Raw genomic sequence first — 18,888 nt, 5'->3', positions numbered from 1 at the left:
ATTAGATTAAAAAATGTGCTATAATGAAAGGAGAGGAAATATGATTCTCAGACATCCGGGCATTAGCCCGACTAATGACTTGGTTGCTAAGAAAATCTTTAGCAATCCAGAGATCACTTGTCAATTTATTCGCGATATGCTGGATTTACCAGCCAAAAATGTGACGATTTTGGAGGGAAGTAATATTCATGTCTTGCCTTCTCTACCCTACTCGGCTCAGGACTTCTATACCAGTATAGACGTCTTGGCGGAGTTGGATAATGGAACGCAAGTTATCATTGAGATTCAAGTTCATCATCAGAATTTTTTCATCAATCGCCTGTGGGCTTATCTGTGTAGTCAGGTTAATCAAAACCTAGAAAAAATTCGCCAACGAGAAGGTGATACACACCAGAGTTACAAACACATCGCACCAGTATACGCTATCGCAATCGTGGACAGCAATTACTTTTCAGATGACTTAGCTTTTCATAGCTTTAGTATGCGCGAGGACACGACGGGTGAGGTCTTAACTATCACCAATAACGGTCAAGAAAACCATCTGGTCAAGATGGCATTCTTGGAATTAAAAAAATACAGAGAAACCAGCAAAGACAAGGTTCGCAAACCCTGGTTGGAGTTTTTCGGCAACAAGCCCTTTACCCAACACCCCGAGCGAGCCATCAGCCAAGCAGACCAACTGCTGGACTATAAAAGCTGGTCCGAGGAGGACAGGAAAATGTTTAGTCAATTACGTATGCGTGAAGAACAAGCCTTGTTAGCTCAGGACTATGCCTTGGAACAAGCAGAGGAAAAGGGCTTAGAACTTGGACTTGAACGTGGTCGTGCAGAGGGGATTGAACAAGGCATCGAAAAAGGTTTAGCACAAGGACTTGAACGTGGACGAGCTGAAGGCATCGAACAGGGATTAAAAGTAGGTTTAGTAAATCTAGTACGTCAAGGTCTTCTAACACCTGAGGTTGCCAGCCGGCAGTTAGGCATGACCGTGGCTGAGTTTGAAGCATTGTTGTAAGAATAGCAATAATGGTCAAGCACGCCATCTAGCCAAGGTGTGCTTTTTGTACTAAAAAGACAGGCAAGCGTTTTTGCTTTAGTCTCTTTATCCTTTATCTCTCCTTTGGCTTCTAAGGTATTTGCAGGAATTTTGGAGGGACTTTGGGTATGATTTTGCTATCGGCCTTTCTCTTTGCTTCTTTCCTATATTTATCTGGGCTTTTATGAGTCTGGCTATGGCTGATTTTTATCATGGTTAGTCTACCTCTGCTACTCGACAAAGCTGGGAGAGCCTACATCAAGTGATTTGGGATAGGAGTTATATCAAATAATATCTCAGGATTTCTGATTTTTCGGAGAGCCTGTTTTTTTATTTGCTGAGTCTAGGATAGGTCTTTCTGGCGATAGATAGCAAGACGAGCAGTTCCGTTTGAATGTCATATAAATTTAAAATTTCTGAAAATAATGAAAAATATACTAAATTTACAAATAAGGAGCCTCTAAATCCTTTAAAATAAGCAACATGCATATATATATATTATCGATTTTCAAACAGGAGGTTGAAAAGGAACTAAGTGATATATTGGTTATAACAGTGTTGTCAAATGGCTTTTTCATTTGCTTGATGCCTGCATGAACATGGCTAGAGGAGCAAAGACAGGGTAGAAAGAAAGGAAAAACTATGAAACAGTTTAAAATGAATGAGCGCCAACGCTTTTCTATACGCAAGTTTTCAATCGGAGCAGCCTCAGTCTTGCTAGGGTCTGTCTTTTTTGTAGCTAATCCAGCAACAGAAGTGCAGGCGGCAGAATCAAGTACAGAAGTGGTCGCTCAGGATAGGGATGTCAAGCCTGACAATTCATCTGCCCTAAGCTCATCAGAGACAAGCAGTCAAAATCCAAGCGTAGGACAAGCAGGAACTGAAGCAGAAACTCAAGGAAGAGAGAAAAAAGAGCCAGGAACTTCATCTAAAGATGGTGAAGCAAAAGCTAAGGTTGAGGAAAGGAGTACTGAAGGCAACTCTAAATTAGAATTAAATAAAGAGATAGCAGAAAAACAAGATCAACCGAAAACAGATATTGAACTTAGTAGACAACTAAATACTCAGAACTTAGAATCGCTATTAAGTGAAATTGATACCATAAAAACAGAAAACTACACAAAAGAATCAGTAGCAGCCTTAAAAGCAAAAGCCGAAGAAGCGAGACAAGTCCTTGCAACGGCGCAAAATCAAACAGAAGTAGATGCAGCCTTTAGAACATTAGTAAGTTATAAAAATACTGGCTTAAAACGTGTTAAGAAGAATGTAGAGCCTAAGGCTCCTAAACTTGATACAACAAACGGTAAAGCAACAGTCGGTCTAAAGGCAGAAAATACAGAACCAAACGGTACCAATATCGCAGGGCATAATCACAGCTTAAATGGAACTACTTTTACAGAAGGTAGTGGGTTTAGGGCGACGCCAGAAGAGTCTTCTGGTATAGAGTTTGGGATATCGAATAATCAAACAAATGGAAATTACAGTAGTATCGATAAATATTTTTATGAAATACTTTCGAATCAAGTTAAGACTATAATTAAATTTGTATCTAAAACTGGAGAGATTCAAAATGTAACTGTAACCACTAACACAGGAAGAAATGTAACTCTGGAAAAAATGACTAATTTTCCAAACAATGCAACGACATATTTTGCGAGAGCAATAACAGATGTTAATGGTAAAAACGATGCTGTTTTAACTTTCACTGTAAAAACTGCAGGAGGAGAGAAGAAGGTTCAAATTGGGGCTTTGCGTTCTCTCGGTAAGCCAACTATTAAAGTTCCGACAGGTCAAAAGGAATCTACTGTAGATGAGTATTTAAAAGGGAAGGATGGTACTAAACCAAAAATTGATGTAGAAATCCCCCCTGTCCCAAGTCTCCCATCATATGCAAAAATGAAAGTATATTTAGTTGCTGATAATGATCGTGACAAAACGAAATATGATGGTGATGAATTTGCAACGAATGGTAATCCAAGACCAACTAGATTAACAGCAAAAGCAGATGTTTCAACGGGAGTAGTTGATCCAGTAACGAAGAAAACGACTGTAACTATTACAGAAAGTGATTATCTAAAACCTCTATCAGGAGGAAAACTTCTTGCATTGACAGTTATTGAAATCGACGATAAAACAAATGGGAATCCTGGGATAAGAGCTTCAAGTTACAGTGATGCAGCGACAGTAGCGCCGAAAGTTAATTTGGAGGAATTGAAAACTAAGGCAAAAGCATCTATAGCCACAGCTGCAACGCAAGAGACTGGTGAAATCAACAACGATAACAGTTTAACGCGCACTCAGAAAACTGAGAAACTTAAATTAGTTGAGACAGCGAAAACTAACGCTGAAACAGCTATTACAAATGCAAGCGATGCTGATGCAGTAGAAACAGCTAGAACGACTGGCGTAACCAACATAGGTAACGTTCATACTCAAGGAAACTTAGATGAAGTTAAACGTCAGGCAAAAGCATCTATAGCCACAGCTGCAACGCAAGAGACTGGTGAAATCAACAACGATAACAGTTTAACGCGCACTCAGAAAACTGAGAAACTTAAATTAGTTGAGACAGCGAAAACTAACGCTGAAACAGCTATTACAAATGCAAGCGATGCTGATGCAGTAGAAACAGCTAGAACGACTGGCGTAACCAACATAGGTAACGTTCATACTCAAGGAAACTTAGATGAAGTTAAACGTCAGGCAAAAGCATCTATAGCCACAGCTGCAACGCAAGAGACTGGTGAAATCAACAACGATAACAGTTTAACGCGCACTCAGAAAACTGAGAAACTTAAATTAGTTGAGACAGCGAAAACTAACGCTGAAACAGCTATTACAAATGCAAGCGATGCTGATGCAGTAGAAACAGCTAGAACGACTGGCGTAACCAACATAGGTAACGTTCATACTCAAGGAAACTTAGATGAAGTTAAACGTCAGGCAAAAGCATCTATAGCCACAGCTGCAACGCAAGAGACTGGTGAAATCAACAACGATAACAGTTTAACGCGCACTCAGAAAACTGAGAAACTTAAATTAGTTGAGACAGCGAAAACTAACGCTGAAACAGCTATTACAAATGCAAGCGATGCTGATGCAGTAGAAACAGCTAGAACGACTGGCGTAACCAACATAGGTAACGTTCATACTCAAGGAAACTTAGATGAAGTTAAACGTCAGGCAAAAGCATCTATAGCCACAGCTGCAACGCAAGAGACTGGTGAAATCAACAACGATAACAGTTTAACGCGCACTCAGAAAACTGAGAAACTTAAATTAGTTGAGACAGCGAAAACTAACGCTGAAACAGCTATTACAAATGCAAGCGATGCTGATGCAGTAGAAACAGCTAGAACGACTGGCGTAACCAACATAGGTAACGTTCATACTCAAGGAAACTTAGATGAAGTTAAACGTCAGGCAAAAGCATCTATAGCCACAGCTGCAACGCAAGAGACTGGTGAAATCAACAACGATAACAGTTTAACGCGCACTCAGAAAACTGAGAAACTTAAATTAGTTGAGACAGCGAAAACTAACGCTGAAACAGCTATTACAAATGCAAGCGATGCTGATGCAGTAGAAACAGCTAGAACGACTGGCGTAACCAACATAGGTAACGTTCATACTCAAGGAAACTTAGATGAAGTTAAACGTCAGGCAAAAGCATCTATAGCCACAGCTGCAACGCAAGAGACTGGTGAAATCAACAACGATAACAGTTTAACGCGCACTCAGAAAACTGAGAAACTTAAATTAGTTGAGACAGCGAAAACTAACGCTGAAACAGCTATTACAAATGCAAGCGATGCTGATGCAGTAGAAACAGCTAGAACGACTGGCGTAACCAACATAGGTAACGTTCATACTCAAGGAAACTTAGATGAAGTTAAACGTCAGGCAAAAGCATCTATAGCCACAGCTGCAACGCAAGAGACTGGTGAAATCAACAACGATAACAGTTTAACGCGCACTCAGAAAACTGAGAAACTTAAATTAGTTGAGACAGCGAAAACTAACGCTGAAACAGCTATTACAAATGCAAGCGATGCTGATGCAGTAGAAACAGCTAGAACGACTGGCGTAACCAACATAGGTAACGTTCATACTCAAGGAAACTTAGATGAAGTTAAACGTCAGGCAAAAGCATCTATAGCCACAGCTGCAACGCAAGAGACTGGTGAAATCAACAACGATAACAGTTTAACGCGCACTCAGAAAACTGAGAAACTTAAATTAGTTGAGACAGCGAAAACTAACGCTGAAACAGCTATTACAAATGCAAGCGATGCTGATGCAGTAGAAACAGCTAGAACGACTGGCGTAACCAACATAGGTAACGTTCATACTCAAGGAAACTTAGATGAAGTTAAACGTCAGGCAAAAGCATCTATAGCCACAGCTGCAACGCAAGAGACTGGTGAAATCAACAACGATAACAGTTTAACGCGCACTCAGAAAACTGAGAAACTTAAATTAGTTGAGACAGCGAAAACTAACGCTGAAACAGCTATTACAAATGCAAGCGATGCTGATGCAGTAGAAACAGCTAGAACGACTGGCGTAACCAACATAGGTAACGTTCATACTCAAGGAAACTTAGATGAAGTTAAACGTCAGGCAAAAGCATCTATAGCCACAGCTGCAACGCAAGAGACTGGTGAAATCAACAACGATAACAGTTTAACGCGCACTCAGAAAACTGAGAAACTTAAATTAGTTGAGACAGCGAAAACTAACGCTGAAACAGCTATTACAAATGCAAGCGATGCTGATGCAGTAGAAACAGCTAGAACGACTGGCGTAACCAACATAGGTAACGTTCATACTCAAGGAAACTTAGATGAAGTTAAACGTCAGGCAAAAGCATCTATAGCCACAGCTGCAACGCAAGAGACTGGTGAAATCAACAACGATAACAGTTTAACGCGCACTCAGAAAACTGAGAAACTTAAATTAGTTGAGACAGCGAAAACTAACGCTGAAACAGCTATTACAAATGCAAGCGATGCTGATGCAGTAGAAACAGCTAGAACGACTGGCGTAACCAACATAGGTAACGTTCATACTCAAGGAAACTTAGATGAAGTTAAACGTCAGGCAAAAGCATCTATAGCCACAGCTGCAACGCAAGAGACTGGTGAAATCAACAACGATAACAGTTTAACGCGCACTCAGAAAACTGAGAAACTTAAATTAGTTGAGACAGCGAAAACTAACGCTGAAACAGCTATTACAAATGCAAGCGATGCTGATGCAGTAGAAACAGCTAGAACGACTGGCGTAACCAACATAGGTAACGTTCATACTCAAGGAAACTTAGATGAAGTTAAACGTCAGGCAAAAGCATCTATAGCCACAGCTGCAACGCAAGAGACTGGTGAAATCAACAACGATAACAGTTTAACGCGCACTCAGAAAACTGAGAAACTTAAATTAGTTGAGACAGCGAAAACTAACGCTGAAACAGCTATTACAAATGCAAGCGATGCTGATGCAGTAGAAACAGCTAGAACGACTGGCGTAACCAACATAGGTAACGTTCATACTCAAGGAAACTTAGATGAAGTTAAACGTCAGGCAAAAGCATCTATAGCCACAGCTGCAACGCAAGAGACTGGTGAAATCAACAACGATAACAGTTTAACGCGCACTCAGAAAACTGAGAAACTTAAATTAGTTGAGACAGCGAAAACTAACGCTGAAACAGCTATTACAAATGCAAGCGATGCTGATGCAGTAGAAACAGCTAGAACGACTGGCGTAACCAACATAGGTAACGTTCATACTCAAGGAAACTTAGATGAAGTTAAACGTCAGGCAAAAGCATCTATAGCCACAGCTGCAACGCAAGAGACTGGTGAAATCAACAACGATAACAGTTTAACGCGCACTCAGAAAACTGAGAAACTTAAATTAGTTGAGACAGCGAAAACTAACGCTGAAACAGCTATTACAAATGCAAGCGATGCTGATGCAGTAGAAACAGCTAGAACGACTGGCGTAACCAACATAGGTAACGTTCATACTCAAGGAAACTTAGATGAAGTTAAACGTCAGGCAAAAGCATCTATAGCCACAGCTGCAACGCAAGAGACTGGTGAAATCAACAACGATAACAGTTTAACGCGCACTCAGAAAACTGAGAAACTTAAATTAGTTGAGACAGCGAAAACTAACGCTGAAACAGCTATTACAAATGCAAGCGATGCTGATGCAGTAGAAACAGCTAGAACGACTGGCGTAACCAACATAGGTAACGTTCATACTCAAGGAAACTTAGATGAAGTTAAACGTCAGGCAAAAGCATCTATAGCCACAGCTGCAACGCAAGAGACTGGTGAAATCAACAACGATAACAGTTTAACGCGCACTCAGAAAACTGAGAAACTTAAATTAGTTGAGACAGCGAAAACTAACGCTGAAACAGCTATTACAAATGCAAGCGATGCTGATGCAGTAGAAACAGCTAGAACGACTGGCGTAACCAACATAGGTAACGTTCATACTCAAGGAAACTTAGATGAAGTTAAACGTCAGGCAAAAGCATCTATAGCCACAGCTGCAACGCAAGAGACTGGTGAAATCAACAACGATAACAGTTTAACGCGCACTCAGAAAACTGAGAAACTTAAATTAGTTGAGACAGCGAAAACTAACGCTGAAACAGCTATTACAAATGCAAGCGATGCTGATGCAGTAGAAACAGCTAGAACGACTGGCGTAACCAACATAGGTAACGTTCATACTCAAGGAAACTTAGATGAAGTTAAACGTCAGGCAAAAGCATCTATAGCCACAGCTGCAACGCAAGAGACTGGTGAAATCAACAACGATAACAGTTTAACGCGCACTCAGAAAACTGAGAAACTTAAATTAGTTGAGACAGCGAAAACTAACGCTGAAACAGCTATTACAAATGCAAGCGATGCTGATGCAGTAGAAACAGCTAGAACGACTGGCGTAACCAACATAGGTAACGTTCATACTCAAGGAAACTTAGATGAAGTTAAACGTCAGGCAAAAGCATCTATAGCCACAGCTGCAACGCAAGAGACTGGTGAAATCAACAACGATAACAGTTTAACGCGCACTCAGAAAACTGAGAAACTTAAATTAGTTGAGACAGCGAAAACTAACGCTGAAACAGCTATTACAAATGCAAGCGATGCTGATGCAGTAGAAACAGCTAGAACGACTGGCGTAACCAACATAGGTAACGTTCATACTCAAGGAAACTTAGATGAAGTTAAACGTCAGGCAAAAGCATCTATAGCCACAGCTGCAACGCAAGAGACTGGTGAAATCAACAACGATAACAGTTTAACGCGCACTCAGAAAACTGAGAAACTTAAATTAGTTGAGACAGCGAAAACTAACGCTGAAACAGCTATTACAAATGCAAGCGATGCTGATGCAGTAGAAACAGCTAGAACGACTGGCGTAACCAACATAGGTAACGTTCATACTCAAGGAAACTTAGATGAAGTTAAACGTCAGGCAAAAGCATCTATAGCCACAGCTGCAACGCAAGAGACTGGTGAAATCAACAACGATAACAGTTTAACGCGCACTCAGAAAACTGAGAAACTTAAATTAGTTGAGACAGCGAAAACTAACGCTGAAACAGCTATTACAAATGCAAGCGATGCTGATGCAGTAGAAACAGCTAGAACGACTGGCGTAACCAACATAGGTAACGTTCATACTCAAGGAAACTTAGATGAAGTTAAACGTCAGGCAAAAGCATCTATAGCCACAGCTGCAACGCAAGAGACTGGTGAAATCAACAACGATAACAGTTTAACGCGCACTCAGAAAACTGAGAAACTTAAATTAGTTGAGACAGCGAAAACTAACGCTGAAACAGCTATTACAAATGCAAGCGATGCTGATGCAGTAGAAACAGCTAGAACGACTGGCGTAACCAACATAGGTAACGTTCATACTCAAGGAAACTTAGATGAAGTTAAACGTCAGGCAAAAGCATCTATAGCCACAGCTGCAACGCAAGAGACTGGTGAAATCAACAACGATAACAGTTTAACGCGCACTCAGAAAACTGAGAAACTTAAATTAGTTGAGACAGCGAAAACTAACGCTGAAACAGCTATTACAAATGCAAGCGATGCTGATGCAGTAGAAACAGCTAGAACGACTGGCGTAACCAACATAGGTAACGTTCATACTCAAGGAAACTTAGATGAAGTTAAACGTCAGGCAAAAGCATCTATAGCCACAGCTGCAACGCAAGAGACTGGTGAAATCAACAACGATAACAGTTTAACGCGCACTCAGAAAACTGAGAAACTTAAATTAGTTGAGACAGCGAAAACTAACGCTGAAACAGCTATTACAAATGCAAGCGATGCTGATGCAGTAGAAACAGCTAGAACGACTGGCGTAACCAACATAGGTAACGTTCATACTCAAGGAAACTTAGATGAAGTTAAACGTCAGGCAAAAGCATCTATAGCCACAGCTGCAACGCAAGAGACTGGTGAAATCAACAACGATAACAGTTTAACGCGCACTCAGAAAACTGAGAAACTTAAATTAGTTGAGACAGCGAAAACTAACGCTGAAACAGCTATTACAAATGCAAGCGATGCTGATGCAGTAGAAACAGCTAGAACGACTGGCGTAACCAACATAGGTAACGTTCATACTCAAGGAAACTTAGATGAAGTTAAACGTCAGGCAAAAGCATCTATAGCCACAGCTGCAACGCAAGAGACTGGTGAAATCAACAACGATAACAGTTTAACGCGCACTCAGAAAACTGAGAAACTTAAATTAGTTGAGACAGCGAAAACTAACGCTGAAACAGCTATTACAAATGCAAGCGATGCTGATGCAGTAGAAACAGCTAGAACGACTGGCGTAACCAACATAGGTAACGTTCATACTCAAGGAAACTTAGATGAAGTTAAACGTCAGGCAAAAGCATCTATAGCCACAGCTGCAACGCAAGAGACTGGTGAAATCAACAACGATAACAGTTTAACGCGCACTCAGAAAACTGAGAAACTTAAATTAGTTGAGACAGCGAAAACTAACGCTGAAACAGCTATTACAAATGCAAGCGATGCTGATGCAGTAGAAACAGCTAGAACGACTGGCGTAACAGCAATCAAAGCGGTGCATACAGCAGGCGATTTAAATGCCGTTAAGAGAACTGCGATAGCGGAAATCTTAGATCTATTACATCTAAAAACTGCGAATGTAGATTCAAATAACGATTTAACTACAGAAGAAAAAGCGAATGTCAAGAATCAGTATAAAAACGTGGCGGATACTGCTAATAATAGCATAAATAAATCAGAAGATGCTGATAAGGTACTTGATAATAAAGAACAAGGCATTAACGCGATTAACGCTGTAGCAATTCCAACAGGCGAAGCTACAGAAAAAGGCAAAGCGATTAAGGCAATTGATGCAGCTGCATTTGCTAAGAAAACAGAAATTTCGAATCGTTTTGATTTGGCAACTGAGGACAAGTCAAGAGCATTGCAACAGGTGGATCAAGAAGCGAAGGATGCTAAGAGTGCTGTGGACAAGGGTGTAACAAATAAGGATGTAGAAGAGGCAAAAGTGGCAGGAATCGATGCTATCAATAACATCAATCCACAACCAACTCCACGTCCGCTTCCTACGCCTCAACCTCAACCTTCTACTCCTACTCAGCCAGACCAAGGAGCTACTGAGACTCCAACAGCTCCATCTGAGCCAGCTCCACAACCGTCTCAACCAACTGCTCCGGGTCAACCTGTAAGTCCTGCTCCAGCTCCAAGTTCAGCTCCGACTCAAGCTCCTAGAGTAGCAGCAAGTCCTTCAGCTAGCTCAACGAGCACGCAAGCTCCAGCTCAAGAGCAAGTTGATAAGTCTGAACTTCGTGCCTTGACTCAAGAGTTAGACCAACGCTTGAAAGCTTTGGCAACAGTATCTGATCCGAAAATCGATGCAGCCAAAGCTGTCCTCCTAGATGCTCAAAAAGCTCTGGAAGATAGTGCCTTGACTGAGCAAGGTCTACGTACTGCAGTAGAGTCTGTGAAGGCTGCCTTGGACTCTCTCAAAGATGTGAAAGCAAATGCTAGCGACAGCAAGCCTGCACAGGACAAGAAGGATGCCAAACAAGGAACGGAAGATAGTAAGGATTCAGATAAGATGACTGAAACAAACTCAGTTCCAGCAGGAGTGATTGTAGTCGGTCTACTTGCCCTTCTAGGTGTGATTGCCTTCTGGTTGGTTCGCCGTAAGAAAGAGTCAGAAATCCAGCAATTAAGCACGGAATTGACAAAAGTTCTTGGACAGCTAGATGCAGAAAAAGCGGATAAAAAAGTCCTTGCCAAAGCCAAAAAACTTCTCCAAGAAACCCTTGATTTCGTGAAAGAGGAAAATGGCTCAGCAGAGACAGAAGCTAAACTAGTAGAGGAGCTTAAAGCAATCCTTGCCAAACTCAAGTAAAACATGAGTTATGAAATGTCAGACCTAAAAGACATTTCCGTTCACAAAAGCAGCGACGAGTAACCCTTGTCGTTGCTTTTTGGCTATTTTGTAGGATAAGATCCGCCTTGACTAGCAAAAGAAAAGATCAGTCTAATAGTGCCCGATACGATTTTGCGTAGCAGAAAGCATACAAATTAAATTGAATATAGTAAAATAGGATTAGAAATCTTAAGAAAGTTGGTTCTTTATTGGAAACGATAATATTTTCAATCTCCGTTTTTTTAGCAGGGGTCTTGTCCTTCTTTTCTCCCTGTATTTTTCCTCTTTTGCCAGTCTATGCTGGGATTTTATTGGATGATCAGGAAAGTGCAAAAAGTTTTTCCTTATTTGGGAGAAAGGTTCTTTGGTCCGGTTTGATTCGAACACTTTGCTTTATCGCAGGTATCTCTCTCATTTTCTTTATTCTAGGCTTTGGTGCTGGCTACTTTGGTCATATTCTCTATGCCAATTGGTTTCGATATGTCATGGGAGCTATTATTATCATTTTGGGTCTTCACCAGATGGAAATTTTTCATTTTAAGAAATTAGAGGTTCAAAAAAGCTTTACTTTTAAGAAATCAGAAGCCAATCGTTATTGGTCGGCCTTTTTACTCGGTATTACCTTTAGTTTTGGTTGGACGCCTTGTATTGGTCCAGTTTTGAGTTCTGTTTTAGCGCTTGCGGCTTCTGGAGGCAATGGTGCTTGGCAAGGAGCGATTTATACCTTGATTTACACTCTAGGGATGGCTATTCCTTTCTTGGTTTTGGCTCTAGCTTCAGGTGTAGTGATGCCTTATTTTAGTAAAATCAAACGCCATATGATGTTACTGAAGAAAATTGGTGGTTTCCTCATTATTTTAATGGGAATTTTATTACTATTAGGACAAGTAAATGTTCTAGCTGGAATTTTTGAATAAAGGAGAAAAAGATGAAAAAAGTAATGTTTGCTGGCTTAAGCCTTTTGTCATTAGTTGTATTGATGGCCTGTGGTGAGGAAGAGACTAAAAAGACTCAAGCCCCACAACAGCCAAAACAAGAAACGACTGTACAACAAATCGCTGTTGGAAAAGAGGCTCCAGACTTCACCTTACAATCCATGGATGGCAAAGAAGTCAAGTTATCTGATTATAAGGGTAAAAAAGTCTATTTGAAGTTTTGGGCTTCATGGTGTGGTCCATGTAAGAAAAGCATGCCTGAGTTGATGGAACTAGCGGCGAAACCAGATCGTGATTTCGAAATTCTTAGTGTCATTGCACCAGGAATTCAAGGTGAAAAAACTGTTGAGCAATTCCCACAATGGTTCCAAGATCAAGGGTATAAGGATATCCCAGTTCTTTATGATACCAAGGCCACAACCTTCCAAGCTTATCAAATTCGAAGCATTCCTACAGAATACCTAATTGATAGTCAAGGAAAGATTGGGAAGATTCAATTTGGTGTTATCAGCAACGCGGATGCAGAAGCAGCCTTTAAAGAAATGAACTAGAATCGATAAAATCTGATTACAAGATGTAGTCAGATTTTTTTAGAAAAACATTTTATAAATATTCACAAATGTCCTATATTTATGGTAAAATAGAATCATCAGTTTATTTTGGAGTCAAAGATGAATATATTTAGAACAAAAAATGTCAGTTTGGATAAAACGGAGATGCACAGGCATTTGAAGTTATGGGATTTGATTTTGCTGGGTATCGGTGCTATGGTAGGGACAGGCGTCTTTACAATTACAGGTACTGCAGCCGCAACTCTTGCTGGTCCAGCCCTAGTGATTTCAATCGTCATTTCTGCCTTGTGCGTGGGATTATCAGCCCTCTTTTTTGCAGAATTTGCTTCACGAGTACCTGCTACAGGTGGTGCCTACAGTTATCTCTATGCTATTTTAGGAGAATTTCCAGCCTGGTTGGCTGGCTGGTTAACCATGATGGAATTCATGACAGCCATATCTGGTGTGGCTTCGGGTTGGGCGGCTTATTTTAAAGGCTTGCTCTCTCAATACGGGATAGCCCTTCCTCAGGCTTTAAATGGTACCTTTAATCCTCAAGCAGGGACATTTGTTGATTTATTGCCTATTCTTGTCTTGGTCTTGGTGACTTCGCTTGTTTTACTAAATGCCAAGGCAGCCTTACGCTTTAATTCGATTCTAGTCATTTTGAAATTTTCCGCTTTAGCTCTCTTTGTTTTAGTAGGAATTTGGCATATCAAACTTGATAACTGGAGTAATTTTGCTCCTTATGGTTTTGGACAAATCTATGGCGCTAGTACTGGTATTATGGCTGGTGCGTCCTTGATGTTCTTTGGATTTTTGGGATTTGAATCCATCTCTATGGCTGTAGATGAGGTCAAGACTCCCCAAAAAAATATTCCTAGAGGGATTGTCTTATCGCTTTCTATCGTAACTATTCTCTATGCCTTGGTGACCCTTGTTTTGACTGGTGTGGTTCACTATAGTCATCTAAATGTTGATGATGCCGTTGCCTTTGCCCTTCGTAGTGTTGGGATTAGTTGGGCAGCCAACTATGTGTCATTGGTGGCTATCTTAACCTTGATTACAGTTTGTATTTCGATGACTTATGCCCTATCGCGTATGATTTACAGTTTAGCGCGCGATGGCTTAATGCCTGCCGCCTTTAAGGAACTGACGAAGACAAGTAAGGTACCCAAAAATGCGACTATCTTGACAGGTCTAGCTTCAGCAGTAGCAGCAGGAATGTTCCCTCTTGCTAGTATCGCAGCCTTCTTAAATATTTGTACCTTAGCCTACTTGATTATGCTTGCTTACGGCCTGATTCGCTTACGGAAAGAAAAAGGAATGCCCAAAGCTGGGGAATTTAAAACACCACTGGTACCTCTGTTACCAATTTTATCAATCATCATTTGTTTATCCTTCATGTTACAGTATAATATGGAAACTTGGATTGTTTTCCTGATTGCCTTGTTGATAGGAAGTATTATTTATTTCACTTATGGTTATAAGCATTCTACCATAGAAGAATAAAGTTAGAATCTGTTGAGTTGTTGAAACTCAGCAGATTTTTATATGTGAAAGAAATTTCAATTTTTTTCTAAAAATATCTTGACAGATTAAATTTTTAGGAGTAGAATGTTTACTAGTTAATTAAATGGTTAAGGAGTTGTTCATGAAGAAACAAAATTTATTTTTAGTCTTGTTAAGTGTTTTTCTTTTATTGCTAGGAGCCTGTAGTCAAAAGGAAAGCCAGACAGGAAAGGGGATGAAAATTGTGACCAGTTTTTATCCTATCTACGCTATGGTTAAGGAAGTGTCAGGTGACTTGAATGATGTTCGGATGATTCAGTCAAGTAGTGGGATTCACTCCTTTGAGCCTTCGGCAAATGACATCGCGGCCATCTATGATGCAGATGTCTTTGTTTACCATTCGCATACGCTCGAATCTTGGGCAGGAAGTTTAGATCCCAATCTAAAAAAATCTAAAGTGAAGGTCTTAGAGGCTTCAGAGGGAATGACTTTAGACCGCGTCCCAGGGCTAGAAGATGTGGAAGCAGGGGATGGAGTTGATGAAAAAACGCTCTATGATCCTCACACTTGGCTAGATCCTGAAAAAGCTGGCGAAGAAGCTCAGATTATCGCTGATAAACTTTCAGAGGTGGATAGTGAGCATAAAGAAACTTACCAGAAAAATGCGCAAGCCTTTATCAAAAAAGCTCAAGAACTAACTAAGAAATTCCAGCCTAAATTTGAAAAAGCGAGTCAGAAAACCTTTGTAACACAACATACAGCCTTTTCTTATTTAGCGAAGCGATTTGGACTTCATCAACTTGGTATTGCAGGCATCTCTCCTGAACAAGAACCAAGTCCACGACAACTAACAGAAATTCAGGAATTTGTTAAAACCTATAAGGTTAAAACGATTTTTACAGAAAGTAATGCTTCTTCAAAAGTAGCTGAAACTCTTGTTAAATCAACAGGTGTAGGTCTTAAAACTCTGAATCCTTTAGAGGCAGACCCACAAAATGACAAGACTTATTTAGAAAATCTTGAAGAAAATATAAGTGTTTTAGCAGAAGAATTAAAGTGAGGAAAGAATGAAAATCAATAAAAAATATGTAGCAGGTTCAGTGGCAGTTCTTGCCCTAAGTGTTTGTTCCTATGAACTTGGTCGTTACCAAGCTGGTCAGGCTAAGAAAGAGTCTAATCGAGTTGCTTATATAGACGGTGATCAGGCTGGTCAAAAGGCAGAAAATTTGACACCAGATGAAGTCAGTAAGAGAGAGGGAATCAACGCCGAACAAATTGTTATCAAGATTACGGATCAAGGTTATGTGACCTCTCATGGAGACCATTATCATTACTATAATGGGAAGGTTCCTTATGATGCTATCATCAGTGAAGAATTGCTGATGAAAGATCCGAATTATCAGTTGAAGGATTCAGACATTGTCAATGAAATCAAGGGTGGCTATGTCATTAAGGTAGACGGGAAATACTATGTTTACCTCAAGGATGCCGCCCATGCTGACAATATTCGGACAAAAGAAGAGATTAAACGTCAGAAGCAGGAACATAGTCATAATCATAATGCAAGCACAGATAATGCTGTTGCTGTAGCCAGAGCTCAAGGGCGCTATACAACGGATGATGGTTATATCTTTAATGCCTCTGATATTATAGAAGATACAGGTGATGCCTATATCGTTCCTCATGGTAATCACTTCCATTATATTCCTAAGAGTGACTTGTCTGCTAGTGAATTAGCGGCAGCCCAAGCCTTCTTATCTGGAAAAGGTGGCCAATTAAGTACGGTTGAATACCGTTCAAGTAGGGGAGAAACAAGATCTAGTGTGAGAACGAGTCAATCTGAGACACCTCAAAATCCTGCAACAGATTCTGAAAGTCAAAGTGAGGACTTAGCTAGTCTCCTTCAAGAATTGTATGCTTTGCCACTTAGCCAACGTCATGTGGAGTCTGATGGATTGGTATTTGACCCAGCACAAATTATAAAACGTACTGCAAATGGGGTCGCAGTTCCTCATGGGGATCATTTCCATTTCATTCCGTATTCACAAATGTCTGCTTTGGAAGAAAAATTGGCTCGAAATCTACCAATTGGAGGTCAGCCAGTTCAAAAGCATTCTGATAATACGAAACCAAGCAGTACAGATAAACTAAGTTCAACCATTAAACCAAACTTTAATCTCAATACGCAAGCATCAAATCGAGGAACTGGAGGCGCCTATACAACGGATGATGGGTATGTCTTTAGTCCGTCAGATGTGATTGAAGATACAGGAGACGCTTTTATTGTACCGCATGGAAATCATTTCCACTATATACCAAAAGGCGCTTTGTCTGCAGGGGAATTAGCTGCAGCCCAAGCCTATTGGAATGGGAAGCAGGGGTCTCGTCCTTCTTCAAGTTTTAGTCATAATGCAAATCCAGCTCAACCAAGCTTGTCAGAGAACCACAATCTAACTGTCACTCCAACTTATCATCAGAATCAAGGGGAAGATATTTCAAGCCTTTTACGTGAATTGTATGCCAAACCTTTGTCAGAACGACATGTGGAATCGGATGGCTTGGTATTCGACCCAGCACAAATAACAGATCGTACAGCAAATGGTGTTGCTGTGCCTCACGGAAATCATTATCACTTTATCCCTTATTCACAAATGTCTGATTTAGAGCAGAAGATTGCAAGAATGATTCTGTTAAAAGGGCAAAATGGTGCAGTCGTGCCAGGAATGCATTATTTGAAACCAGCACCAAAACCGCAAGCTCAACCGTCAACTGAGAAAAAACAAACTAATTTTGCAGTAGAACAGGTTGTTAGAAAAGTTGGAAAAGGATATGTTGTGGAAATTGCTGGTGTCAGTCACTATGTTTTTGCTAAAGACTTGGCTAAGGATAAGATTGATGCTATTGAAAATCTCTTGTCTAAGAAAACTCAAGAGACACATGCTCTAGTTGCGAAGAAAGAAAACGTCTCTTCTCGTGACAAAGAATTTTATGATAAAGCTTATAATCTGTTAACCCAGGCTCATAAAGCCTTGTCTGAAAATAAGGGGCGTGCTGTTGATTTTCAAGCCTTAGACAAATTAGCAGAACGCTTGAATAATGAATCTTCTAATAATAAAGTAAAATTGGTAGATGATTTATTGGCATTTCTAGCACCAATTACCCACCCAGAACGCCTTGGCAAACCAAATGCTCAAATTGCCTATACAAACGATGAAATTAAATTAGCGAAATTAGCAGGTAAATATACAACCTCAGATGGCTACATTTTTGACGAACATGATATTGAAAGTGATGCAGGAAATGCCTACGTCACTCCACACTTGAACCATAGCCACTGGATTAAAAAAGACAGCTTATCTGAAGCTGAAAGGGCAGCAGCTCAGGCTTATGCTAAAGAAAAAGGCTTACAAGCTCCAAATTCTACTGAAGCAAAACCAGAGGCAACAGGGACAGAAGCTATCTATAACCGCGTAACAGCTGAGAACAAGGTACCATTAGAAAAAATACCAAATCATTTACAGTATACTGTAGCTGTACAGAATGGTTACTTTATAATTCCTCACTTTGATCACTATCATAATCTTAAGTTTGCATGGTTTGACGAAGGACTCTATAAGGCACCTGAGGGTTATACCTTAGAAGATTTATTTGCGACTGTAAAATACTACGTTGAACATCCGGACCAACGTCCTCATTCAGATAATGGTTGGGGTAATGCTAGCGACCATGTTCGTAAAAATAAGGCAGACCAAGACGGTAAACCTGATGAAAATAAGGAACATGATGAAGTAAGTGAGCCAACTCGCTCTGAATCTGATGAAAAAGAGAATCACGCTGGTTTAAATCCTTCAGCAGATAATCTTTATAAACCGAGCACTGATGAAGACGAGACAGAGGAAGAAGCTGAAGATACTACAGAAGAGCCAGAAGTCCATCAAGTAGAGACTGCAAAAGTAGAAGCTAAACTCAAAGAAGTAGAAGCTTTACTTGATAAAGTAACGGATGCTAGTCTGAAAGCTACTGCGACTGAAACCCTGGCTAGTTTACGAGGTAACTTGAGCCTGCAAACCATGGATAATAATGACATCATGACAGAGGCAGAAAAATTACTTGCTTTGTTAAAAGGTAGTGAGTCAATTGAGACGAAGCCAGAAGCATAAGTTTATCTTGCTAAATGAAAATGATGTAAGAGTCAGTAGTAATACTGGCTTTTATTTTTTTAAATGATATAAAAATCTTGACAGATAAACTTAAAAAAGGTAAACTATTTACTGGTTAATTAAATGGTTAAATAACCGGTTTAGAAAAACTGTTTAACCGAGAAAAAGAAGTTAAGAAAAAGCTTCATCATTTATTGAAATGAGGG

Annotated in this window: 7 protein-coding genes; all 7 read left to right on the top strand. The window is 40.1% G+C overall.

Features of this window, described 5'->3' with window-relative positions; all coding sequences use genetic code 11:
* The first annotated feature begins 40 nt into the window (after positions 1 to 40).
* Complete coding sequence (locus tag HWX15_RS00905; RefSeq protein ID WP_175879983.1) at positions 41 to 1,012, top strand: Rpn family recombination-promoting nuclease/putative transposase; 972 nt, start codon at positions 41 to 43, stop codon at positions 1,010 to 1,012.
* Between the two features lie 663 nt (positions 1,013 to 1,675).
* Positions 1,676 to 11,503: a DUF1542 domain-containing protein gene (locus HWX15_RS00900; protein WP_175879982.1), complete on the top strand. Its 9,828-nt coding sequence runs from the start codon at positions 1,676 to 1,678 to the stop codon at positions 11,501 to 11,503.
* A 230-nt stretch (positions 11,504 to 11,733) separates the two neighbouring features.
* Complete coding sequence (gene ccdA2, locus HWX15_RS00895; RefSeq protein ID WP_175879981.1) at positions 11,734 to 12,441, top strand: thiol-disulfide oxidoreductase-associated membrane protein CcdA2; 708 nt, start codon at positions 11,734 to 11,736, stop codon at positions 12,439 to 12,441.
* 11 nt (positions 12,442 to 12,452) lie between these two features.
* Positions 12,453 to 13,010 (top strand): thiol-disulfide oxidoreductase-associated lipoprotein SdbB, encoded by a 558-nt coding sequence (sdbB, locus tag HWX15_RS00890; RefSeq protein ID WP_173218329.1) that lies wholly within the window; start codon positions 12,453 to 12,455, stop codon positions 13,008 to 13,010.
* Positions 13,011 to 13,130: 120 nt separating this feature from the next.
* On the top strand, positions 13,131 to 14,522 hold the full coding sequence (locus HWX15_RS00885; RefSeq protein WP_175879980.1) for an APC family permease: 1,392 nt from the start codon (positions 13,131 to 13,133) through the stop codon (positions 14,520 to 14,522).
* A 142-nt stretch (positions 14,523 to 14,664) separates the two neighbouring features.
* A complete protein-coding gene (gene adcAII / locus HWX15_RS00880) occupies positions 14,665 to 15,582 on the top strand; it encodes a zinc-binding lipoprotein AdcAII (RefSeq protein ID WP_173283029.1) in 918 nt (305 codons plus the stop codon).
* A 7-nt stretch (positions 15,583 to 15,589) separates the two neighbouring features.
* Positions 15,590 to 18,682: a pneumococcal-type histidine triad protein gene (locus HWX15_RS00875; RefSeq protein WP_175879979.1), complete on the top strand. Its 3,093-nt coding sequence runs from the start codon at positions 15,590 to 15,592 to the stop codon at positions 18,680 to 18,682.
* Positions 18,683 to 18,888 lie beyond the last annotated feature (206 nt).

The sequence above is a fragment of the Streptococcus thalassemiae genome, from assembly GCF_903645285.1.
GTDB classification, from domain to species: Bacteria; Bacillota; Bacilli; order Lactobacillales; family Streptococcaceae; genus Streptococcus; species Streptococcus thalassemiae.
The sequence above is the reverse complement of the archived record's forward strand: the minus strand, read 5'-3'. Positions and strand labels throughout refer to the sequence as shown.